Genomic DNA, 23,360 nt, shown 5'->3' with positions numbered 1-23,360 from the left:
GTTTTAGTAATCACGCGCCTGGGCGCGCTTTTCATTAATCATTTGCGCCACCTTGCGGATCCGCTCAGAGAGCGCCGTCTGGGCGACCCCAACGTTCCACCAGCTGCCGTATTTGTGCACCATGGTCTTCGGCAGCACTTTAATATCAATCAGGGTGCTGACCGTTTCGCGACGGGCGGCGTCCAGCGCGTGGCGCAGTTCGTCCAGGGTGGTGACGCGCCAGGTTTTGCAGCCGTAGCCGGCGGCGATGGTGGCGAAGTCCACCGGCACCAGGCCGCCCTGCAGCTGGCCGGTTTCCGGCTGGCGGTAGCGGAACTCGGTGCCGAAGCTGTCCATCCCGTGTTCCATCTGCAGGTTGTTGATGCAGCCGTTGGCCATGTTGTCGAACAGCACGACGTTGATCTTCGCCCGCTCCTGCAGGGAGGTGACCAGCTCAGAGTGCAGCATCATGAAGGAGCCATCGCCGACCAGGGAGTAGACTTCGCTCTGCGGCTGCGCCAGCTTCACGCCCAGCGCAGCGTTGACTTCGTATCCCATGCAGGAGTAGCCGTACTCCACGTGGTAGGTGTTTTCCGCGCGGTTGCGCCAGACGCGCTGCAGATCGCCGGGCAGGCTGCCCGCCGCCGCGACGATCACCGCCTCGGCCGGCAGCGTTTCATTCAGTACCCCAAGGACGCTGCTCTGGGTCAGGGTGGAGTCGGTGATCTGGCGGAACTCGCGATACACCGATTCACGATCGAGGTGATCGTCGATCTCCGGCACAAAGGATTTTTCCTGCCACACCGCCTGGTAGACGCGCTGGGTCTCTTTTAACTGACGGCTCTGCACGCTCTCGATCTGCGCGCCCCAGCCGGCCTGCCAGCCGCTGTCCGCCAGCCCCGCGTCGAGGGCGGTCATCGCTTCCCGGGCATCTGCCAGCATGGCAATGCCGTCCAGCTTCCAGGCGTCGAAGTTGCTGACGTTAATATTCAGGAAACGCACCTCCGGGTGCTGGAAAATCCATTTCGAGGCGGTGGTAAAATCGCTGAAGCGGGTGCCGACGCCGATCACCAGGTCGGCCTCTTTCGCCAGCAGGTTCGCCGCCAGGCAGCCCGTCTCGCCGACGCCGCCGACGTTCAGGGGGTGAGACGAGACCACCGTCCCCTTCCCGGCCTGGGTTTCGGCGAAGGGCACCCCGTAGCGCTCGGCGAAACGGGACAGCGCTTCGCCCGCGCCGGAGTATTTCACCCCACCGCCGCAGACGATCAGCGGTTTACGGCTGGCTTTGATGGCCGCCACGGCGTCCGCCAGCTGCGCGGCGCTGGCCGGGCGGCGGTCGAGACGGTGCACGCGGCGCGTAAAGAAGGATTCCGGGTAGTCCCAGGCTTCGCCCTGCACATCCTGCGGCAGGCACAGCGTCACCGCGCCGGTTTCCGCCGGGTCGGTCAGGACGCGCATGGCGTTGATGCAGGCGCTCATCAGCTGTTCCGGGCGGGTAATGCGGTCCCAGTATTTGCTGACTGCGCGGAAAGCGTCATTGGTGCTGATGCTGAGATCGTAGCTCTGTTCAATCTGCTGGAGCACCGGGTCCGGCTGGCGGGTGGCGAAGACATCGCCCGGCAGCAGCAGCAGCGGAATGCGGTTGGCGCTGGCGGTGCCGGCGGCGGTGATCATGTTGGCCGCCCCCGGGCCGATGGAGGAGGTGCAGGCGATAATCTGCCGGCGCAGGGCCTGGCGGGCAAAACCGGTGGCCGCGTGGGCCATCCCCTGCTCGTTACGCCCCTGATAGACGCGCATATCGCCGCTGTCCTGCTCCAGCGCCTGCCCCAGCCCCAGGACGTTGCCATGGCCGAAAATCGCGAAAATGCCTTTCACGAATTTCAGCTCTACGCCATCCACTTCCAGGTACTGGTTATCGAGGAACTTCACCAGCGCCTGCGCCGTCGTCAGTCTCAGTTTGCCCATGATGCACAATCCTTATTGTTCAGTATTTGTGTGTGGCGTCGCGCCGATGCCGCCGGGGCCGTCGTTCACGTCACTGGAATACCTGTGGATTATAGGCAAACATTTTTTTCATTAAATACAAATACAGAAGAAATATTTCATTTTGCGAGAGGGATCAAACTCTCTACCCATTTCATACGTTTCATTGACATTCCTGACAGGTTTTCGGGCGCTGTTTTGCCGCGCCAGACGGCCATATCCCCTTAAAAATCATAGGTAAAGAAACCGCTTCCGGCGTTTCATTTTCCCCCGGGGTGACAGAGGGGGCGATCCACGCTCACGCGAGGCTCAGTGCGGCAGAGTGGTAGATCCCTCACACTTTTGGTTTTTTAATTTCGAACGAGTTTGCAAATGAAATATTTATTTCTCAAACTAAGGGTAACCAATAACCCTCAGGCTGTTCACGGAGTCGACGTCGGGATCCCGACCCTTCCAGGCAGCAGACACCAAAAAGGAAATCCTAGCTATGAATGCAGCAGTAAAGCGGCTCGACGTCATCTGTATAGGTCGGGTGGCCGTCGACCTCTATGCCCAGCAGATCGGTTCGCGGCTAGAAGACGTTGCCAGTTTCTCTAAATATCTGGGCGGCTCCTCCGGCAACGTGGCTTTTGGCACCGCGATTCAGGGGCTGAAATCGGCCATGCTGGCGCGCGTTGGCGATGAACACAACGGCCGTTTCCTGCGCGAAACGCTCAACCGCGCCGGGGTGGATACCGAGTATCTGATCACCGACCAATCCCGCCTGACCGCGCTGGTGATGCTGGGGATTAAGGATCAGGAGACCTTCCCTCTGATTTTCTACCGCGATAACTGCGCCGATATGGCCTTAACGCCTGACGACATTAGCGAGGAGTATATTGCCTCCTCCCGGGCGCTGGCGGTGACTGGCACCCACCTGTCGCACGCCAACACTCGCGCCGCGGTGCTGAAGGCGCTGGAATACGCTCGCCGTCACGGCCTGCGTACCGCGCTGGATATCGATTACCGTCCGGTGCTGTGGGGGCTCACCTCGCTCGGCGATGGCGAAACCCGTTTCATTGAGTCCGGGCCGGTCACCAGCCAGCTGCAGGAAGTGCTGCATCTGTTCGATTTGGTGGTGGGAACCGAAGAAGAGTTTCATATTGCCGGGGGCAGCACCGATACCCTGACCGCGCTGAAAAATGTGCGCAATGCCACCAAAGCCACCCTCGTGTGTAAGCGCGGGCCAATGGGCTGCGTGGTGCTGGAAGGCGACATCCCGGACAGCTGGGACCAGGTGCCGCTGCAGCAGGGCGTGCGCGTGGAAGTCCTCAATGTGCTGGGCGCCGGGGATGCCTTTATGTCGGGCCTGCTGCGCGGCTGGCTCAACGACGAAGGCTGGGAGCAGGCTTGCCGTTATGCCAACGCCTGCGGCGCGCTGGTGGTTTCCCGCCACGGCTGCGCGCCAGCGATGCCGACCAAAGTCGAACTCGATGACTACCTGCTGCGTGCCGAATCGGTGCCGCGCCCGGACGTCGACGAGCGCCTCAACCACCTGCACCGTGTCACCAGCCGCCGTCAGCAGTGGCCGGAGCTGTGCATTTTCGCCTTCGACCATCGCAAACAGCTGGCCGACCTGGCACGGGAGACCGGGCGCGATGAAGCCTGCATTCCGCAGCTCAAGCTGTTGTTGTTAGCCGCGGCCGAAGCGGCGGCGCAGGAGGCGGGTCTCGATCAGCGCAGCGGCATTCTGGCCGACGGCACCTATGGCCAGCGTGCGCTGAACGCCATTACCGGCAAGGGCTGGTGGATCGGCCGCCCCATCGAGCTGCCCAGCTCGCGACCGCTGCGTCTGGAGCATGGCAACATCGGCTCGCAGCTGATTGACTGGCCGCTGGAGCATGTCGTCAAATGCCTGGTCTTCTATCATCCTGCCGACCCGGCGGCGCTGCGTGAAGAGCAGGACGCTCTGCTGCTCGAGGTGTGGCAGGCCTGTAACAAGTCAGGCCATGAGCTGCTGCTGGAGGTGATCCTGCCGGAAAATGGCCCGGACAAAGACGAGCGCCATTACCACACCATGCTGGAACACTTCTATCAGTTGGGGATCAAGCCAGACTGGTGGAAGCTGCCGCCGCTCTCCAGCGCCTGCTGGCAGCAGATCACCGCCCTTATCGAGCGCGAAGATCCGTGGAGCCGCGGGATCCTGATCCTCGGCCTCGACGCGCCTTCCGACAAACTGCGCGCCGGTTTCGCCGAGGCGGCCGCACACCCGATGATCAAAGGTTTCGCCGTCGGGCGCACCATCTTTGGCCTGCCGTCGCGGCGCTGGATGCAGGGTGAGCTCAGCGATGAGGCCCTGATAGAGGAAGTGAAACGCAACTACCTGACGCTCATTGGCTACTGGCGCGAAGCCCGCCGCTGATCCCCCGACGCCCGTCTCCGTCACCTTGCGGAGCGGGCGTTTTTCTGTTTCTTCGTGAAATGAATCGCGTATTTCGTCGCAATAAATGAAAAATTCGCTTCATTTGGTACACTGGAAGCCATATTCCTTCCATTTTCTCAGAGCGCACTCTATGGCCAATAACCCAACACAGCTGACCATCCTGCAGGATGAAATCAGGCGTCGCTACGATACGTTAAGCAAACGCCTGAAACAGGTCGCCCGCTATATCCTTGATAACAGCAATAGCGTGGCTTTCGATACCGTGGCCTCCATTGCGCAACAGGCGGATGTTCCCCCTTCCACGTTGATTCGTTTTGCCAACGCCTTCGGCTTTAGCGGCTTTAACGAAATGAAACAGATGTTCAAGCAACATTTGATGGAAGAGACCGCCAACTATACCGAGCGCGCCCGTCTGTTCCGCCAGACCACCAGCGATGAGTCCAGCCCGCCGGAAACGCCAACGGAAATCCTCAATATGTTCACGATGGTGAACAACCAGGCGCTGCAGCAGCTGGCGATGCAGACCTCCAGCGATGATCTGGAGCGCGCGGTGGCCCTGCTGGGCGAAGCGGAAAATATTTACGTCATTGGCCTGCGCCGGTCGTTCAGCGTCGCCTCCTATCTGACCTATGCGCTGCGCCACCTCGATCGCAAAGCCTTTCTGATCGACGGCCTCGGCGGCATGTTCACCGAGCAACTGAGTCTGGTCGGCCCGAAAGACGTGGTGGTGGCGGTGAGCTTCTCGCCGTACGCGCGGGAAGTGGTCGAGCTGGTGGAGCTGGGCGCGCAGCGCAAAGCGCGGCAGATCGCCATTACCGACAGCCAGGTCAGCCCGCTGGCAGCCTTCAGCGATGTCTGCTTTGTGGTGCGTGAAGCGCAGGTGGATGGCTTCCGCTCGCAGGTTGCTTCCCTGTGTCTGGCTCAGACGCTGGCGGTTTCGCTGGCGCTGAACAGCAGTCAGGAGTCCGAGGCCAAGCAGAAGGCGTGAGATAAGCCGCCTGGCGTCGGTGACCCGGCGGCACTGTATAGGCTTACGGGAGGATCCCGTAGGCCGGATAAGGCATTTATGCCGCCATCCGGCACAAGACGGGTATGGTGCCGGAGGTGTCCTGCCCGGCGGCACTGCGCTTGCCGGGCCTGGGGTATATGCGCCTGCGGGGTGCCGGAGATAATGTTATTGGTATGCAACTTTATTAATCCGGGAAAAGCGTTTGTCGCATGTGATTTCAGCGCACATTGCGCTCCCGGTTAATCGTCTGCGTTATGCCTGGCATGGCGCAGGGAGCGCACAGGGGGCGGCCATTCGCACAAGTGGGTCAATCAACGGCAGGTCGCACGAACCCCAGGCCGGGCAAGGCGTGAGCCGCCGCCCGGCATAAAAGCAGCTCCGTGCCTGCGGTCATCGCCCGGCGGCGCAGCGCTTGCCGGGCCTACGATATATGAGCTCACGTGAGGATACCGTAGGCCGGATAAGCGTAGCGCCATCCGGCACAAGACGGGTATGGCGCCGGAGGTGTCATGCCCGGCAGCGCTGTTGCTTGCCAGGCCTGGGAGTGGGATTCGACGGAGCGTTTCGCTAACAAACACCCGCCGCCCTCAAACAAGAAGGCCGGTTAGCATCGCTAACCGGCCTTTTTTATCCGCTTCTGCAAAGTGCGTCAGTCGTGGCGCGGGTACTCCGGCGTGTTGATCCAGGCGTGGTCATCTTCCCAGGTGAACAACCATTTCCGATCCGGCCCGGCCATCACGTTCAGATAGTAGCTGTCATAACCGGCAATCGCCGCCACCGGGTGGTAACCGCGCGGCACCATCACCACATCGTGGTTGTAGGGCGCCATGCAGGCGTCCAGGCTGCGGTCGTCGGTGTAGACCCGCTGGAAGGCAAAGCCCTGCGGCGGATCGAAGCGGTGGTAGTAGGTCTCTTCCAGCTGCGTCTCTTTGCCCGGCTGGGAGGTATCATGCTTATGCGACGGCCACGAACTGGTGGCCCCCTCGTCGGTGTACACCTCCACCACCAGCAGGCAGTCCGCCTCGGCGCTGTCCGGCAGAATATTATGCACCCGGCGCTGGTTGCGCCCTTTCCCGCGATGCTCTACGCCGACGTCTTCCGGCCGAATGAGGCGTGCCGGGAAGCTGCCTTTGCCCGGCGCGCTGCATACCGCCAGCTCCAGATCGGAATCGGCAGTTACCTCGACTTTATCCTGCGGCGGCACGTAGACCGACCACGGCGGGGTGCGTTCAAACGGCGACATCCGTTTACCGAGATTCGGGAAATCGGCATGCTGCGTTTTCACCGACGCCAGCCCGGCGACCAGCACCAGGCACAGCTCGCGATCGCCGCTCTCCAGCGTCACGGTCTGCCCTTTTTTCAACATCCAGACATCAAAGCCGATATAGCGCCAACCGGCGCTTTGCGGCGTAATATGCTGGATCTGTCCCTCTTTTCGCGATTTAGCCAGTAACGACATGGCGCTCTCCTTCGCCGATTAACCTAACGTCGGCATGCTGAATTCAGATACGGTCTGCTGCCCTGCCGGCCAGCGTACGGTGGCGGTCTTCATGCGCGTGTAGAAGCGCACGCCGTCCGGCCCGTGGACGTTCAACGCGCCAAACACCGAGCGCTTCCAGCCGCCGAAGCTGTGGAACGCCATCGGCACCGGGACCGGCACGTTCACCCCAACCATCCCCGCCTGCACGTCGTGGACGAATTCACGCGCGGTGTGGCCGTTGCTGGTGAAGACGGCGCTGCCGTTGCCAAACTCATGGCTGTTGACCAGCTCAAGGGCGCTGTCATAGTCCGCCGCGCGCACAATTCCCAGCACCGGGCCAAAGATCTCTTCGCGCCAGATGGTCATCTCCGGGGTGACGTGATCGAACAGGGTGCCGCCGACATAATAGCCTGCGTCATAACCCGGCACGCGCAGTTTGCGGCCATCGACCACCAGTTTTGCCCCTTCGCTTTCGCCTTTATCAATATAGCCGAGCACTTTTTTCTGGTGGGTATCAGACACCACCGGTCCCATCTCGTTCTCTTCCTGGCCGCGCATACAGCCCGGCCCCACTTTCAGCGCTTCCACGAGCGGCTTCAGGCGGGCGATCAGTTTGTCGGCGGTTTCATCTCCCACCGCCACCACCACCGGCAGCGCCATGCAGCGCTCGCCTGCGGAGCCAAAAGCACCGCCCATAATGGCGTTAACGGTGGCGTCGAGATCGGCATCCGGCATCACAATCGCGTGGTTTTTGGCAGCGCCGAACGCCTGCACGCGCTTGCCGTGGGCGCTGGCGGTCTTATAGATATACTCCGCCACACCGGAGGAGCCAACGAAGCTCACCGCGGCAATGCGCGGATCGGTATACAGCTGCTCGGCATCTTCATTGCTGCAGTGCACGACGTTAAACACGCCGTCCGGCAGACCGGCTTCTTTCAGCAGTTCTGCCAGACGCACGGCGGCCGTCGGCGCCAGCGCGGGCGGCTTGAGGATGAAGCTGTTGCCGCAGGCCAGCGCCAGCGGGAACATCCACATCGGCACCATCGCCGGGAAGTTGAACGGGGTGATCCCGGCCACCACGCCCAGCGGCTGCATCAGCGAGTAGCTGTCGACGCCGGTGCCGACGTCAGAGGAGTATTCGCCTTTAATCAGGTGCGGGATCCCGCAGGCGAATTCGACCACTTCCATGCCGCGGGTCAGCTCGCCCAGCGCATCCGACCACACCTTGCCGTGCTCACTGACGATGATCCCGGCCAGCTCTTCCACGTGCTGCTCCAGCAACATTTTGAAGTTGAACAGCACCCGGGCGCGGCGCAGCGGCGTAGTACGGGACCAGCTGTCAAACGCATCGCGAGCAACCTGAATCGCCTCGGAGACTTCCTGCGCGGTCGACACCGTGACTTCGCGCACCGCTTTGCCCGTCGCCGGATCGTACACCGGCATCGTTTCGTTGCTGCTGCTGATAACGGTTTTCCCGCCAATAAAGTTTCCTGTGATCGTCATGTTCTCGCCTCATAGTGAAGAGGGCCAGCGCACACCGGCCCGTCGCTGATTCTGCTGTGCTATAACCGTAGTAAAATGAAATTTATATTTCAACATTGTTGTGAAATGAAATTTCATTTTGGTGATAGCAGTCGCATTTTGCGCTGACGGATTGCCTGTGCGCTTCCCGCATCGCGCCTCGTTGTCTCTCGATGCCAGGCTTCCCGCCGCTGTCGCCCCGTAGTCTGGGCCAGTGATATTTTGCGAGACAGCTCAAACATTCATCATTTCCATTCTTGCTAATTTTGGAATAAACGTTTTGACTGTTAGCCAATTGAACGAACCTCCCCCCTCTTCCGTCAGGAGTGTCCTATGGCCATCGCAATGCAACGTTTTTGTATTAACCGCAAAATCGCGCCAGCGCTCAGCATTGAAGCGTTTTTCCGTCTGGTGAACCGTCTGGGCCTGAATAAGGTTGAGCTGCGCAACGATTTACCCAGCGGAAAAGTGACCGACGATCTGAGCCATCAGCAGGTGCGCGAGCTGGCGGCGCGCTACCACATCGAGATCCTGACGATTAACGCGGTCTACCCCTTTAACCGTCGTAGCGAAGAGGTGCGGCAGCTGACCGAATCGCTGCTGAAAGAGGCCCAGGCCATCGGCGCCAAATCGCTGGTGCTCTGTCCGCTTAACGACGGCAGCGAAGTGCCGGCCAGCGAAACCCTGAGCGCCCTGCGCGATCTGTCGCCGCTGTTTGCGTTCTATGGCATCCACGGCCTGGTGGAGCCGCTGGGCTTCCCGCAAAGCTCGCTGCGTTCGGCACTCCAGGCGCAGACGCTGATCCACGACGCCCGCGTGCCGTTTAAGCTGCTGATCGACACCTTCCATCACCATCTCTACCCGCAGGCGGCGGACGAGTTCAGCCAGGTGGAGGTGGCGGACATCGGTCTGGTGCACCTTTCCGGGGTGGACGATACCCGTCCGCGCGAGCAGCTCACCGATGCCGAGCGCATCATGCTAACCCCGCAGGATCGTCTCGGCACCTGCGAGCAGGTTAAAGCGCTGGAAGCCCGCGGCTATCAAGGGGTATACGCTTTTGAGCCCTTCGCGCCCGAACTGGCGCAGTGGAGCGAAACGGATATCGAGCGCGAAATTGAGCAGAGCATCGCGCTTATCCAGCGCCACTGCGCCTGAAGACTGCTCTGCACAGCGTGCGCGGCACGTGACAATTTCCCCAACGCCGGACGACGAGGTTGCCTATAATCGTCGCAGGATAAATGGAGGAATCGATCATGAGCTCACCCTTGTTGATTGCGCGCACGCTGGATAACGCGCTGTATTTGCTGCCCGCGATGGCCAACCGCCATGGGCTTATCACCGGTGCGACCGGCACCGGTAAAACCGTCACCCTGCAAAAGCTGGCTGAGTCGTTCTCGGAGATTGGCGTGCCGGTATTTATGGCGGACGTCAAGGGCGACCTGACCGGCATTGCCGCCGCAGGACAGAGCTCAGAGAAACTGCAGGCGCGGCTGGAGAAGATCGGCGTCAGCGACTGGGAGCCGCATGCCAACCCGGTGGTACTCTGGGATATCTTTGGCGAGAAGGGCCACCCGGTTCGGGCGACGGTCTCCGATCTTGGCCCCCTGCTGCTGGCGCGCCTGCTCAATCTCAACGAGGTGCAGAGCGGCGTGCTGAACATTATTTTCCGCATCGCGGACGACCGCGGCCTGCTGCTGCTCGACTTCAAAGACCTCCGCGCCATCACCCAGTTTATTGGCGACAACGCCAAATCGTTCCAAAACCAGTACGGCAATATCAGCAGCGCCTCGGTCGGCGCCATCCAGCGCGGGCTGTTAACCCTGGAGCAGCAGGGTGCCGAACACTTCTTCGGCGAACCGATGCTGGATATTGCCGACTGGATGCGCGTCGATGCCAGCGGTAAAGGGGTGATCAATATCCTCAGCGCCGAAAAGCTCTACCAGATGCCGAAGCTGTACGCCGCCAGCCTGCTGTGGATGCTTTCCGAGCTCTACGAGCGTCTGCCGGAGGCGGGCGATCTCGAAAAACCCAAACTGGTGTTCTTCTTCGATGAAGCGCATCTGCTGTTCAACGACGCGCCGCAGGTACTGCTGGATAAAATCGAACAGGTGATCCGCCTCATCCGCTCCAAGGGCGTCGGCGTCTATTTCGTCTCGCAGAACCCGGCGGATATTCCCGACGCCGTGCTCGGCCAGCTGGGCAACCGCGTGCAGCATGCCCTGCGCGCCTTTACGCCGAAGGACCAGAAGGCGGTGAAAACCGCCGCCCAGACCATGCGCGCCAACCCGGCGTTTAGTACCGAACAGGCGATCCAGGAGCTGGGCACCGGCGAGGCGCTGATCTCCTTCCTCGATGAAAAAGGCAGTCCGTCGGTGGTCGAGCGGGCGATGGTTATCGCCCCCTGCTCGCGAATGGGTCCGGTCAGCGATGACGAGCGCAATGGCCTGCTGAATCACTCGCCGCTGTACGGCAAGTATGAGGAGGAGGTGGACCGCGAGTCGGCCTTTGAGATGCTGCAGCAAGGGGTGCAGGTCGCCACCGGGCAGCAGTCGGCCCCGCCGGCGAAGGGTCAGCAAAGCGGTGATGACGATGGACTGCTCGGCGGCCTGAAAGATATTCTGTTCGGCAGCACCGGCCCGCGCGGCGGTAAACGCGACGGTATCGTGCAGACGGCAGCGAAAAGCGCGGTTCGCCAGGTTACCAATCAGATCGTCCGCGGCATGCTGGGCAGCCTGCTGGGCGGACGCAAGCGCTAAAAAAAAGCCCCCTCATCGTTGAGGGGGCTTATACGTTCCGGGCTTAACCCGCTAGGCCTTGCGCATCATCAGCCAGAGGCTTATCAGGAAGAAGCTGGCGCTCGGCAACAGCGCGCCGATGATCGGCGGTATGCCATATACCAGGGTCAGCGGGCCGAAAATCTGGTCCAGCACGTAGAAGATAAAGCCGAAGCTAATCCCCGTCACCACCCGCACGCCCATCGGCACGCTACGCAGCGGGCCAAAGATAAACGACAGCGCCATCAGCATCATCACCGCCACCGACAGCGGCTGGAAGATTTTGCTCCACATATTGAGCTGGTAGCGTCCCGGATCCTGGCCGCTGGACTTCAGGTATTTCACATAGTTGTGCAGACCGCTGATCGACAGCGCATCCGGATCCAGGGCAACCACGCCGAGCTTATCCGGCGTCAGGTTAGTTTTCCAGGTGCCGCTCACCATCTGCGACCCGGTCACCTGCTTTGGATCGGTCAGGTTGGATTCATCCACCTGCGACAGGCGCCACACTTTATTTTCACTATCGAACTTTGCCGAGGCGGCATAGCGTACCGACTCTAAACGACGCTCCGGGTTGAAGGCATAAATGCTAACGCCCCCCAGCTCATCGTTGCCTTTCACGCGTTCGATATAGACAAAGTTGTGGCCATCTTTCGCCCACAGCCCTTGCTGAGTCGACAGCAGCGAACCGCCGTACATCTGCTGGGCGCGGTAGTTGCGCGCCATTTGCTCGCCCTGGGGCGCCACCCATTCGCCGATCGCCATGGTCAACAGCACCAGCGGGATCGCGGTTTTCATTACCGCCAGCGCCACCTGCAGCCGGGTGAAACCGGATGCCTGCATCACCACCAGCTCGCTGCGTTGGGCCAGCATCCCCAGCCCCAGCAACGCGCCAAGCAGCGCCGCCATCGGGAAGAAGATCTGGATGTCCTTCGGCACGCTGAGGATGGTGTAGAGACCAGCGCCCAGCGCATCGTAACTACCCTGCCCGGACTTTTTCAGCTGATCGACAAACTTGATAATGCCGGAGAGCGACACCAGCATGAACAGGGTCATCATGATGGTGTTGAAAATCGTCTTACCGATATAACGGTCAAGTACGCCAAACGCCTGCATCAGGCCGCTCCTTTATTAAAACGGGCACGGAAGCGGCGCATCGGCACCGTATCCCACAGGTTTAACAGCACCGCCAGCGCAAAATAGAGCAGGTTAATCGCCCACATCCAGATAGCCGGGTCCATTTTGCCTTTGCCGCCATTCGACTTAATCGACGTTTGCAGCAGGAAAAACACCAGATAGAGCAGCATCGCCGGCAGCATCGACAGCACGCGGCCCTGACGCGGGTTCACCACGCTGAGCGGCACGACCATCAGCGCCATAATGAAGACGGTCGCCACCAGCGTGAAGCGCCAGTGCAGCTCGGCGCGCGCGCGGTCGGTGTGGGTTTGCCACAGGGTGCGCATATCCATCTGTTCGGTATTGTCCGGATCGGAGGTCACCGCCTGGTGGCCGATGATAGCCTGATAGTTATTGAAGTCGGTGATGCGGAAGTCGCGCAGCATCGCCGTGCCTTCAAAGCGGGTGCCCTTGTTGAGGGTCACCACCTGCGAACCGTCTTTCTGCTGCGACAGTTCGCCAGAATCCGCGACCACCACGGAGGGGCGCGCATTGCCTTTCGGACGCAGCTGGGCAAGGAAGACGTCATGGAAGCGACTGCCGTTGACGCTCTCGATAAACATCACCGCGTTACCATCGCTGGCCTGCTGGAACTGGCCCTGGGCCAACGCCGCCATGCCGGGGTTGGCTTTGGCTTCGGCCAGCACTTCGTCCTGATGGCGCGACGACCACGGCCCCGCCCACATGACGTTGACCGCCGCCACCGCGCCGGTGAACAGCGCGAGGATCATCGCCGCCTTGATCAGCACGGCTTTGCTCAGGCCGCAGGCGTGCATCACCGTAATTTCACTTTCGGTGTAGAGTTTGCCCAGGGTCATTAGCAGGCCAAGGAACAAACTTAACGGCAGGATAAGCTGCGCCATCTCCGGGATGCCGAGCCCCAACAGCGAGAGCACCAGATTGGTTGGGATATCGCCATCCACCGCAGCGCCGAGGATCCTGACTAATTTCTGGCAAAAGAAAATCAGTAACAGGATGAATAAGATCGCCAACTGGCTTTTCAGCGTCTCACGAACCAGATATCTTATGATTATCACTATAAATACGCCCGTAAAAACCCGTTTTATTGCAGGAAAATTGCTTGTTTCATGGCTTAAACGTCATTTATTCTCTTTGGTCGTCGAAAACATCGCTAAGATTAAATGACTCATCGGTTCTGCATGTCAGGATCTTTTCTGACGAACCCAGGCCTTAATAACGTTAAGATTAACACGAAGTCACCGCAACAGCGGACATGAGTTACGAAAGCTTGCAATTATATACTCAATGGATTTCGAGTTGTAAGAAGGCAGCAGGGCTGTGACCCCCGGCGCGCGCGTTATGCCCGCGTCAGGTAAGCAGGCGCAGCCGGCGCATCTGCAACTTGAAAGGCGACGAGTATAGCCGTAGCCACCACTGTTGTCTTTAAGATTCAGGAGCATAGTGCATGGAGTTCAGTGTAAAAAGCGGTAGCCCGGAGAAGCAACGGAGCGCCTGTATCGTGGTCGGCGTCTTTGAACCACGTCGCCTCTCCCCCATCGCCGAACAGCTCGATAAAATCAGCGACGGCTACATCAGCGCCCTGCTACGTCGCGGCGAGCTGGAAGGCAAACCTGGCCAGACGTTATTGCTGCACCATGTGCCAAACATTCTGTCTGAGCGCATTCTGCTGATTGGCTGCGGTAAAGAGCGTGAGCTGGATGAGCGTCAGTATAAGCAGGTCATCCAGAAAACCATCAACACCCTGAATGATACCGGCTCAATGGAAGCGGTCTGCTTCCTGACCGAGCTGCACGTCAAGGGCCGCAACAACTACTGGAAAGTTCGCCAGGCCGTTGAAACCGCCAAAGAGACGCTGTACAGCTTCGACCAGCTGAAGACCAACAAAAGCGAGCCGCGTCGCCCGCTGCGTAAAATGGTCTTTAACGTGCCGACCCGCCGCGAGCTCACCAGCGGCGAGCGCGCCATTCAGCATGGCCTGGCGATCGCCGCCGGCATCAAAGCGGCGAAAGATCTTGGCAACATGCCGCCGAACATCTGTAACGCCGCCTATCTGGCTTCCCAGGCGCGTCAGCTGGCTGACACCTACAGCAAGAACGTCATCACCCGCGTGATCGGCGAACAGCAGATGCGCGAGCTGGGGATGAACTCCTATCTCGCCGTCGGCAATGGTTCGCAGAACGAGTCGCTGATGTCGGTCATCGAGTATAAAGGCAACCCGTCTGAGGACGCGCGCCCTATCGTGCTGGTCGGTAAAGGCCTGACCTTCGACTCCGGCGGTATCTCCATCAAGCCTGCCGAAGGCATGGACGAGATGAAGTACGACATGTGCGGCGCGGCGGCGGTGTACGGCGTGATGCGGATGGTTGCCGAGCTGCAGCTGCCGCTGAACGTCATCGGCGTGCTGGCGGGCTGTGAAAACATGCCTGGCGGTCGCGCCTATCGTCCGGGCGACGTTCTGACCACCATGTCCGGCCAGACGGTGGAAGTGCTGAACACCGACGCCGAAGGCCGCCTGGTGCTGTGCGACGTCCTGACCTACGTTGAGCGTTTCGAGCCGGAAGCGGTTATCGACGTCGCAACGCTGACTGGCGCCTGCGTGATTGCCCTCGGCCATCATATCACCGGCCTGATGTCGAACCATAACCCGCTGGCCCATGAGCTGATCGGCGCCTCCGAACTGGCGGGCGACCGCGCCTGGCGTCTGCCGCTGGCCGACGAGTTCCAGGATCAGCTGGAATCCAACTTTGCCGATATGGCGAACATCGGCGGCCGTCCTGGCGGCGCCATTACCGCTGGCTGCTTCCTGTCACGCTTCACCCGCAAGTACAACTGGGCGCACCTCGACATCGCCGGTACCGCCTGGCGTTCCGGCAAGGCCAAAGGCGCCACCGGTCGTCCGGTCGCCCTGCTGTCGCAGTTCCTGCTCAATCGTGCGGGTTTTAACGGCGAAGAGTGATTGCCGTCTGATGCCCGGTGGCGCTACGCTTACCGGGCCTACGGAAAGATGCCGTTTGTAGGCCGGGTAAGCGTAGCGCCACCCGGCTTTGCATTTAAATCCACGACAAGAAGCCCCATATATGAAGAATGCAACGTTCTACCTTCTGGACAACGAAAACACCGTCGAAGGCCTGAGCGCCGTCGAGCAGCTGGTGTGTGACATTGCCGCAGAACGTTGGCGCAACGGCAAGCGCGTCCTGATCGCCTGTGAAGATGAGCAGCAGGCTATTCGCCTCGACGAGGCGCTGTGGTCGCGGCCGCCGGAAAGCTTTGTGCCGCATAATCTGGCGGGAGAAGGCCCGAGAGGCGGTGCGCCGGTGGAGATTGCCTGGCCGCAGAAACGCAACAGCAGCCCGCGGGACATTCTGATCAGTCTGCGGCTTAACTTTGCAGATTTTGCCACCGCTTTCACAGAAGTGATAGACTTTGTCCCTTACGAAGAAAATCTGAAACAACTGGCGCGCGAACGCTATAAAGCGTACCGCATGGCTGGTTTCAACCTGAACACGGCAACCTGGAAATAATGGAAAAGACATACAACCCACAAGATATCGAACAGCCGCTTTACGAGCACTGGGAAAAGCAGGGCTATTTCAAACCGAATGGTGATGAAAGCCAGGAGAGCTTCTGCATCATGATCCCGCCGCCGAACGTCACCGGCAGTTTGCATATGGGTCATGCCTTCCAGCAAACCATCATGGATACCATGATTCGCTACCAGCGCATGCAGGGCAAAAACACCCTGTGGCAGGCCGGTACCGATCACGCGGGTATCGCCACCCAGATGGTGGTTGAGCGTAAGATTGCCGCGGAAGAAGGGAAAACCCGTCACGACTACGGCCGCGATGCCTTCATCGACAAAATCTGGCAGTGGAAAGCGGAATCCGGCGGCACCATTACCCGCCAGATGCGCCGCCTCGGCAACTCCGTGGACTGGGAGCGCGAGCGCTTCACCATGGACGAGGGGCTTTCCAATGCCGTGAAAGAAGTCTTTGTTCGCCTGTACAAAGAAGATCTGATTTACCGCGGTAAACGCCTGGTTAACTGGGACCCGAAACTGCGCACCGCCATCTCCGACCTCGAAGTGGAAAACCGCGAATCGAAAGGTTCCATGTGGCACATCCGCTACCCGCTGGCCGATGGCGCGAAAACCGCTGACGGTAAAGACTACCTGGTGGTCGCCACCACCCGTCCGGAAACCCTGCTGGGCGATACCGGTGTGGCCGTTAACCCGGAAGATCCGCGTTACAAAGATCTGATTGGCAAATTCGTGGTGCTGCCGCTGGTTAACCGCCGCATTCCCATTGTTGGCGACGAACACGCCGACATGGAAAAAGGCACCGGCTGCGTGAAAATCACCCCGGCGCACGACTTTAACGACTACGAAGTGGGTCGTCGTCATCAGCTGCCGATGATCAACATCCTCACCTTTGACGGCGACATCCGCGAAAGCGCGGAAGTCTACGACACCAAAGGCAATGAATCCGACGTCTACTCCAGCGAGATCCCGGCGGAGTTCCAGAAACTGGAACGCTTCGCGGCGCGTAAAGCCGTCGTCGCGGCGGTTGACGCCCTCGGCTTGCTGGAAGAGATCAAACCGCACGACCTGACCGTCCCTTACGGCGACCGCGGCGGCGTGGTTATCGAACCGATGCTGACCGACCAGTGGTACGTGCGCGCGGACGTGCTGGCCAAGCCGGCAGTAGAAGCCGTTGAGAATGGCGACATTCAGTTCGTGCCGAAGCAGTACGAAAACATGTACTTCTCCTGGATGCGCGATATTCAGGACTGGTGTATCTCCCGTCAGCTGTGGTGGGGTCACCGCATCCCGGCATGGTATGACAACGACGGCAACGTCTACGTGGGCCGTACTGAAGACGAAGTGCGTCAGGAAAACAACCTGAGCGCCGACGTTGCGCTGCGTCAGGATGAAGACGTTCTCGATACCTGGTTCTCCTCCGCGCTGTGGACCTTCTCCACCCTCGGCTGGCCGGAAAACACCGACGCCCTGCGTCAGTTCCATCCGACCAGCGTGATGGTGTCCGGCTTCGACATCATCTTCTTCTGGATCGCCCGCATGATCATGATGACCATGCACTTCATCAAAGATGAAAACGGCAAGCCGCAGGTACCGTTTAAGACCGTCTACATGACCGGTCTGATCCGCGACGACGAAGGCCAGAAGATGTCCAAATCCAAGGGTAACGTTATCGACCCGCTGGATATGGTTGACGGCATCACCCTGCCGGAGCTGCTGGAGAAACGTACCGGCAACATGATGCAGCCGCAGCTGGCGGAAAAAATCCGCAAGCGTACCGAGAAGCAGTTCCCGAACGGCATTGAGCCGCACGGCACCGACGCCCTGCGCTTCACCCTGGCGGCGCTGGCCTCTACCGGCCGCGACATCAACTGGGATATGAAGCGTCTGGAAGGTTACCGTAACTTCTGCAACAAGCTGTGGAACGCCAGCCGCTTCGTGCTGATGAACACCGAAGATCAGGATTGCGGCTTCAACGGCGGCGAGATGGTGCTCTCCCTGGCCGACCGCTGGATCCTCGCGGAATTCAACCACACCGTGAAAGCGTATCGCGAAGCGCTGGATAACTTCCGCTTCGATATCGCCGCCGGCATCCTGTACGAGTTCACCTGGAACCAGTTCTGCGACTGGTACCTGGAACTGACCAAGCCGGTGATGAACGGTGGCAGCGAAGCAGAGCTGCGCGGGACGCGTCATACGCTGGTGACCGTGCTGGAAGGTCTGCTGCGCCTGGCGCATCCGATCATTCCATTCATCACCGAGACCATCTGGCAGCGCGTGAAAGCGATCTGCGGTATTACCGCCGACACCATCATGCTGCAGCCGTTCCCGCAGTACGATGCTTCTCAGGTCGATGAAGCGGCGCTGACCGACACCGAATGGCTGAAACAGGCGATCGTCGCCGTGCGTAACATCCGTGCGGAAATGAACATCGCCCCGGGTAAACCTCTGGAACTGCTGCTGCGCGGCTGCAGCAAAGAGGCCGAGCGTCGTGTGAACGACAACCGCAGCTTCCTGCTGAACCTGGCGCGTCTGGAAAGCATTACCGTGCTGCCTGCCGATGATAAAGGTCCGGTCTCTGTGACCAAAATTATCGACGGCGCCGAGCTGCTGATCCCGATGGCGGGCCTCATCAATAAAGAAGATGAGCTGGCGCGTCTGGCGAAAGAAGTGGCCAAAATCGAAGGTGAAATTGGCCGCATCGAAAGCAAGCTGTCCAATGAAGGCTTTGTGGCTCGCGCGCCGGAAGCGGTGATCGCTAAAGAGCGCGAGAAGCTGGAAGGTTACGCGGAAGCGAAAGCGAAGCTAATTGAGCAGCAGGCGGTGATCGCCGCGCTGTAATTGCTCGCGGCTGTCATTGCTCGCGATAGAAAAAGGCCGGAGCTTGCTCCGGCCTTTTTACATTACAGGAACGGCAGCATCGGAAAAAAACCGCCGCACAGTTTGTCAGATACCGTCGGCTGCGGTGGCGCCGCCGGCTGTAGATCGAGCGAATCGAGCTCACCGACCATCGTCGTGTTTTCAGCAATATAGCGTAGTAAATCAATCTTAAACCAGGGATAGGCCAGCCCCAGCGTCAGCGGCGTGAAAAACGTCAACGCCAGTAAACGCGGAGCAAGACCGAAAAACGTCAGGGTGGAACGAAAATGAACGCTGTCCCCCAGCACCAGGTTATTCATCGCGTGATTACGTAAAGCCACACGAAGGTATGCCATGGATAACACGATACCGATAGTGAGGAATACATATCCCCCTAATACCGCCCCAAGATGCCGCAATGCCATAAACAGTGCCGAACCTTCACTGCACAGACCAAACATACAGCCCATCAGCAGTTGAGCGAATGCGGAAAATAAAAAGCCAATAAAAATGACGATAAACGGCAACAAAATCGCCGTTGCCCATAAAAAAATCACCACACAACGCTTAGTACTCACATAAATATTAAATTTATTTTTGCCTAAGGTTGCGCCTTTGCCGATGAGATCAAGCCAGTGGCTGTAAACCACACCGCTGGTTATCGCCATAATAACCAGCGACAGCAAAAACAGCACAACGATCCCCAGCAGCATGCTATTTAGGCCATTGTAAAAGAGCCGACTTCCCAGCATGGCGAACACCACCGCCGTTAGCACGTATATCAGCAAGGGTAAGCCGAGCATAATCCACCATCCGCGCAGCAGATGACACTGAACCCCAAAGCGAATATTCGCGAAAGAGGTCATGGTGGCATGGTAGCTTAACCCCTTAATTATCATTACCGGCAGCAGGATAAGAAATGCCAGTGTCTCCAGCCCTTCGCTACCGGGAGAGAAAATGGCAAGCGCTAAGCTGAGTAAAAGCAGCACGACAAATATCAACAGCCAGCTGAGTAAAATCGTGATACCGCGCCCGTGATAGGCAAAGCGGGCGCCATTAACCTCCATATTCTCACAAAGATAACTGCGACTCCGTACCCATGCCCATGGAATAAATAACCCACAAGTTATTACAGAAAAAATAATATTAACCAGACAAATAATAAAATAGCGCCCGGCCTGACCATGAAAAACAAAAGAATGGCCAGAACGCTGCAATTGTCCTGAAATCATACTCATAAAAAAGTCGTCCTTGTACTTTAAAACATATATAAAAATAATAAATAATGCGCATCGGCATTAAGCGAGCAGAATATATTATTTTGAATTTTCCCGGCAATACATTTCACGCGCACCTTGCGCCTGTAAACGAATAATGGTATTAAAGAAATGTATGGTTATTTAAGCTAAAATTGAGTGATTCTATGAATCTTGCCGCGCCACAGACCTTTACTTTACGCCGTATCGCGGTACAGGATAACGCTGCGATAGCGGCCGTCATCCGCCAGGTATCGGCAGAATATGGCCTGACCGCCGATAAAGGCTATACGGTCGCCGACCCGAATCTCGATGAACTGTATGAGCTGTACAGCCAGCCGGGCTCTGCCTATTGGGTGGTGGAGAAAGAGGGTGAAGTGGTTGGCGGCGGTGGCGTCGCGCCGCTCGCCTGCAGCGAGCCGGATATCTGCGAGCTGCAGAAAATGTATTTTATGACCAGCGTCCGCGGCCAGGGGCTGGCGAAGAAGCTGGCGCTGTTGGCGCTGGACTACGCCCGCGAGCAGGGGTTTAAACGCTGCTATCTGGAAACCACCGCCTTCCTGACGGAAGCGATCGGCTTATATGAACATCTCGGCTTCGAGCACATTGACGGGCCGCTGGGTTGCACCGGCCACGTTGACTGTGAAGTACGGATGCTGAAAACGCTTTAACGCCTCGATATCGCAGGTGTCCCCGGTAGCGTTACGCTTACCGGGGCTACAGTTCGGTAGCCCGGCTAAGCGTAGCGCGAGCCGGGGGATGTCCCGTGCTCGCGGTGCCGTTTTTTTGTCGGGTGGCGGCTAACGCCTTGCCCGACCTACGGCCCGTACCATTGCGAGCTGAAGCTCTCAACGCTATCTCTCTCCCCATGGCTACTGAAACTGCCGGTGTTAGTGGCTACCGGGCCCGAATACCGAGGGTTACGCCGCTACCGGCACACCGCTGTGAAAGCGGAACTCGGCCTCCGGCCTGAGGATCAGCGCCGCTTCCGCCTCGCCAAGCTGGCGCACCCGCTCGCTAATATCGTCTCCGGCAATCTTCTGCGCCAGATCCAGATAGTCCTGATAGTGACGCGCCTCGGAGCGCAGCAGCGACAGATAAAACTTCTGCAGCTCGTCATCCAGCCACGGCGCCAGCGCCGCAAAGCGTTCGCAGGAGCGGGCCTCGATATAAGCGCCGCAGATCAACTTATCGATCAGCATCACCGGCTCGTGCGAACGCACCTCCCGCCGCATGCCGCGGGCATAGTTGCTGGCGGTGATTTTGACGTAGGGGATATCGCGCGCCAGCATCATCTCCCGCACCTGCCAGAAGTGATGTAGCTCCTCTTTAATCAGCAAAATCATGCTGTCCAGCAACTGGCGGCCCCATGGGTCGTCGGTCTGCGGCATGGCGCTTTTGTTGATCCGCTTATGCAGGGCGATAAAATCCGGCTCCGGCCCCCAGCGGTAGGTGAAGTCTTCATACGGCTTCAGGCAGGCCAGCAGCTCGTCGGCGTCGGCTTTGTCCGCGACGTAGCGACGCACCAGCAGCATGGCGTTCTGCGCCGCTTTCAGTTCGCACACCATATGGTCGGTCAACAGCAGCGGCAGGTTTTCCGGCTTGCGGGCTTCGTCAATCCACGCCTGCGGCGTCGGGCAGTGCAGGAAATTGATAATCGGGGAGAGTATCTGCGGGTAATCCATGGAGGTTCCTTGCTATACGGCGGCAGGCGCCGCCGTATCCATCTGCGACTTAGTGACGAACACCATCGTCGTCTTCATCGACAAAATCTTCGTCATCGTCGCCGTCTTCTTCACCGTTCGGGTCCTCATAGTAGGTGCCCCAACCGTCATACTCGACGTCATATTTTTCTGCCAGCGTCATCAGCTGTTCTACCTGGGCATCGATCAGGTCTGCGTTCAGTGCGCATTCGCTCAGAATATCGCAGCAGATGACCATGTCACCCTCTTCCACTTCCAGCTCTTCGGGCTCGGTCACTTCATAGCCCAGCTTGAACGCTTCCACCGCCACTTTCTCCAGGGTTTCGAAATCGTCTGCAGAGAGGTGATGCTCAATCGTGTACAGTGCGTCCGGATCGCTGCCATCCTCCAGCAGCTCTTCGATAATCAGACGCGTCTCTTCACGCTGTTCTTCCAGGTGTTCCGGGTTTGCCATGGCTCGTTCCTCATAATGTGCGGCAGTTGTCCCTATTGTCACATACCGCCGTCATTGCCTCCACTTCTCAGTGAAAGATTTCGATCACAGACTTGCAAATGAATATTCATACATATAAATTGAATTTTAATTCAATTAGTGGCCTATGCCAGGTGAGGGAACCATGTCTGCGTTTTACCAGAAGCATTTTTTAAAGTTACTCGATTTTACGCCTGCAGAAATCACCGCCCTGCTCGAGCTGGCGGCAAAGCTCAAAGCCGATAAGAAAAACGGTATCGAAGTCCAGAAACTGGCAGGGAAAAACATCGCGCTCATCTTCGAAAAAGACTCAACCCGTACACGATGCTCTTTCGAAGTTGCCGCATACGACCAGGGCGCCCGCGTGACCTATCTGGGGCCAAGCGGTAGCCAGATTGGCCATAAAGAGTCGATCAAAGATACCGCCCGCGTGCTCGGGCGGATGTACGATGGCATTCAATATCGCGGCCACGGCCAGGAGGTGGTGGAGACGCTGGCGCAATACGCCGGCGTGCCGGTGTGGAACGGCCTCACCAACGAGTTCCACCCCACCCAGCTGCTGGCGGACCTGCTGACGATGAAAGAGCACCTGCCGGGCAAGGCCTTTAACCAGATGACGCTGGTCTACGCCGGCGATGCGCGCAACAACATGGGCAATTCGATGCTCGAAGCCGCAGCGCTGACCGGTCTGGATCTGCGCCTGGTAGCGCCATCTGCCTGCTGGCCGGAGTCTCAGCTGGTGGAGACCTGTACGGCACTGGCCAAACAGCAGGGTGGCAACATCACCCTGACGGAAGATATCGCCGCGGGGGTGAAAGGCGCCGATTTTATCTATACCGACGTCTGGGTCTCGATGGGCGAGGCGAAGGAAAAATGGGCCGAACGTATCGCCCTGCTGCGCGATTATCAGGTTAACAGTGCGATGCTGGCGCTGACCGGCAATCCGCAGGTCAAGTTCCTCCACTGCCTGCCGGCATTCCACGACGACCAGACCACGCTGGGCAAACAGATGGCCGCCGATTACGGCCTGCACGGCGGCATGGAAGTGACTGACGAGGTGTTTGAGTCGGCGGCGAGCGTGGTGTTTGACCAGGCGGAAAACCGGATGCATACCATCAAAGCGGTGATGGTGGCGACGCTGGGTAAGTAGCCCTTCGCTTGTGGCCACATCCCGGATAGCACGGCGCTTATCCGGGATTCGGCTCACCA

The 23,360-nt window shown here is 58.9% G+C and carries 18 protein-coding genes; 10 read left to right on the top strand and 8 right to left on the bottom strand.

Translation table 11 applies throughout. The features are described from left to right. Positions 1-3: 3 nt before the first annotated feature. Positions 4-1,944 carry a 3D-(3,5/4)-trihydroxycyclohexane-1,2-dione acylhydrolase (decyclizing) gene (iolD, locus tag CWM61_RS11540; protein ID WP_074387229.1) on the bottom strand — a complete coding sequence of 647 codons (1,941 nt, stop codon included), beginning with the start codon at positions 1,942-1,944 and terminating at the stop codon, positions 4-6. A gap of 505 nt (positions 1,945-2,449) precedes the next feature. Here iolD and CWM61_RS11535 point away from each other — a divergent pair. Further along, positions 2,450-4,363: a bifunctional 5-dehydro-2-deoxygluconokinase/5-dehydro-2-deoxyphosphogluconate aldolase gene (locus CWM61_RS11535; RefSeq protein ID WP_100631257.1), complete on the top strand. Its 1,914-nt coding sequence runs from the start codon at positions 2,450-2,452 to the stop codon at positions 4,361-4,363. A 151-nt stretch (positions 4,364-4,514) separates the two neighbouring features. Then, entirely contained in the window at positions 4,515-5,372 is an 858-nt protein-coding gene (locus tag CWM61_RS11530; protein ID WP_004152190.1) for a MurR/RpiR family transcriptional regulator, read from the top strand. A 670-nt stretch (positions 5,373-6,042) separates the two neighbouring features. On the opposite strand, the gene iolB is transcribed toward CWM61_RS11530, so the two are convergent. Together iolB and CWM61_RS11520 are read right to left on the bottom strand one after the other, a co-directional pair. Then, entirely contained in the window at positions 6,043-6,852 is an 810-nt protein-coding gene (gene iolB, locus CWM61_RS11525; RefSeq protein ID WP_074387234.1) for a 5-deoxy-glucuronate isomerase, read from the bottom strand. An 18-nt stretch (positions 6,853-6,870) separates the two neighbouring features. After that, positions 6,871-8,376, bottom strand: coding sequence for a CoA-acylating methylmalonate-semialdehyde dehydrogenase (locus CWM61_RS11520; protein WP_061155952.1), 1,506 nt, complete (start codon positions 8,374-8,376; stop codon positions 6,871-6,873). A gap of 351 nt (positions 8,377-8,727) precedes the next feature. Between CWM61_RS11520 and CWM61_RS11515 the strand changes: the two genes are divergently transcribed. Next, positions 8,728-9,549 (top strand): TIM barrel protein, encoded by an 822-nt coding sequence (locus CWM61_RS11515; RefSeq protein ID WP_064171395.1) that lies wholly within the window; start codon positions 8,728-8,730, stop codon positions 9,547-9,549. A 98-nt stretch (positions 9,550-9,647) separates the two neighbouring features. Next, positions 9,648-11,150 carry a helicase HerA-like C-terminal domain-containing protein gene (locus tag CWM61_RS11510; protein WP_061155954.1) on the top strand — a complete coding sequence of 501 codons (1,503 nt, stop codon included), beginning with the start codon at positions 9,648-9,650 and terminating at the stop codon, positions 11,148-11,150. 51 nt (positions 11,151-11,201) lie between these two features. Here the strand turns inward: CWM61_RS11510 and lptG are convergent, their stop codons facing one another. Both lptG and lptF read right to left on the bottom strand, forming a co-directional pair. Next, on the bottom strand, positions 11,202-12,284 hold the full coding sequence (gene lptG, locus CWM61_RS11505; protein WP_008807120.1) for an LPS export ABC transporter permease LptG: 1,083 nt from the start codon (positions 12,282-12,284) through the stop codon (positions 11,202-11,204). Continuing rightward, the gene (gene lptF / locus CWM61_RS11500; protein WP_061155955.1) at positions 12,284-13,381 is read right to left on the bottom strand and encodes an LPS export ABC transporter permease LptF; all 1,098 of its coding nucleotides are present in this window, start codon (positions 13,379-13,381) and stop codon (positions 12,284-12,286) included. Before lptF ends, lptG begins: the two co-directional genes overlap by 1 nt. 389 nt (positions 13,382-13,770) lie before the next feature. Between lptF and pepA the strand changes: the two genes are divergently transcribed. The 3 genes from pepA (at position 13,771) to CWM61_RS11480 (ending at position 18,702) form a co-directional block, all read left to right on the top strand. Continuing rightward, on the top strand, positions 13,771-15,282 hold the full coding sequence (gene pepA / locus CWM61_RS11490) for a leucyl aminopeptidase (protein ID WP_008807121.1): 1,512 nt from the start codon (positions 13,771-13,773) through the stop codon (positions 15,280-15,282). Between the two features lie 121 nt (positions 15,283-15,403). Continuing rightward, a complete protein-coding gene (holC, locus tag CWM61_RS11485; protein ID WP_008807122.1) occupies positions 15,404-15,847 on the top strand; it encodes a DNA polymerase III subunit chi in 444 nt (147 codons plus the stop codon). Further along, complete coding sequence (locus CWM61_RS11480) at positions 15,847-18,702, top strand: valine--tRNA ligase (RefSeq protein ID WP_100631256.1); 2,856 nt, start codon at positions 15,847-15,849, stop codon at positions 18,700-18,702. The genes holC and CWM61_RS11480 overlap by 1 nt, the downstream gene beginning before the upstream one ends. Before the next feature lie 62 nt (positions 18,703-18,764). On the opposite strand, the gene CWM61_RS11475 is transcribed toward CWM61_RS11480, so the two are convergent. Then, entirely contained in the window at positions 18,765-19,958 is a 1,194-nt protein-coding gene (locus CWM61_RS11475; RefSeq protein ID WP_100631255.1) for a YjgN family protein, read from the bottom strand. Between the two features lie 185 nt (positions 19,959-20,143). Between CWM61_RS11475 and CWM61_RS11470 the strand changes: the two genes are divergently transcribed. Beyond that, the gene (locus CWM61_RS11470; RefSeq protein WP_061155958.1) at positions 20,144-20,647 is read left to right on the top strand and encodes a GNAT family N-acetyltransferase; all 504 of its coding nucleotides are present in this window, start codon (positions 20,144-20,146) and stop codon (positions 20,645-20,647) included. Between the two features lie 249 nt (positions 20,648-20,896). On the opposite strand, the gene miaE is transcribed toward CWM61_RS11470, so the two are convergent. Together miaE and rraB are read right to left on the bottom strand one after the other, a co-directional pair. After that, on the bottom strand, positions 20,897-21,661 hold the full coding sequence (gene miaE / locus CWM61_RS11465) for a tRNA isopentenyl-2-thiomethyl-A-37 hydroxylase MiaE (RefSeq protein WP_074387238.1): 765 nt from the start codon (positions 21,659-21,661) through the stop codon (positions 20,897-20,899). Between the two features lie 49 nt (positions 21,662-21,710). Beyond that, positions 21,711-22,133, bottom strand: coding sequence for a ribonuclease E inhibitor RraB (gene rraB, locus CWM61_RS11460; RefSeq protein WP_008807126.1), 423 nt, complete (start codon positions 22,131-22,133; stop codon positions 21,711-21,713). Positions 22,134-22,231: 98 nt separating this feature from the next. Between rraB and argL the strand changes: the two genes are divergently transcribed. Together argL and argF are read left to right on the top strand one after the other, a co-directional pair. Further along, positions 22,232-22,327, top strand: coding sequence for a putative translational regulatory protein ArgL (gene argL / locus CWM61_RS30135; protein WP_370736902.1), 96 nt, complete (start codon positions 22,232-22,234; stop codon positions 22,325-22,327). Beyond that, positions 22,297-23,301, top strand: coding sequence for an ornithine carbamoyltransferase (gene argF, locus CWM61_RS11455; RefSeq protein ID WP_016160171.1), 1,005 nt, complete (start codon positions 22,297-22,299; stop codon positions 23,299-23,301). The genes argL and argF overlap by 31 nt, the downstream gene beginning before the upstream one ends. The last annotated feature ends 59 nt before the right edge of the window (positions 23,302-23,360 follow it).

It is taken from the genome of Klebsiella sp. K-Nf6 (assembly GCF_002806655.1).
Classification (GTDB): Bacteria; Pseudomonadota; Gammaproteobacteria; order Enterobacterales; family Enterobacteriaceae; genus Klebsiella; species Klebsiella variicola.
This window is presented reverse-complemented; position numbering and strand designations above follow the sequence as displayed.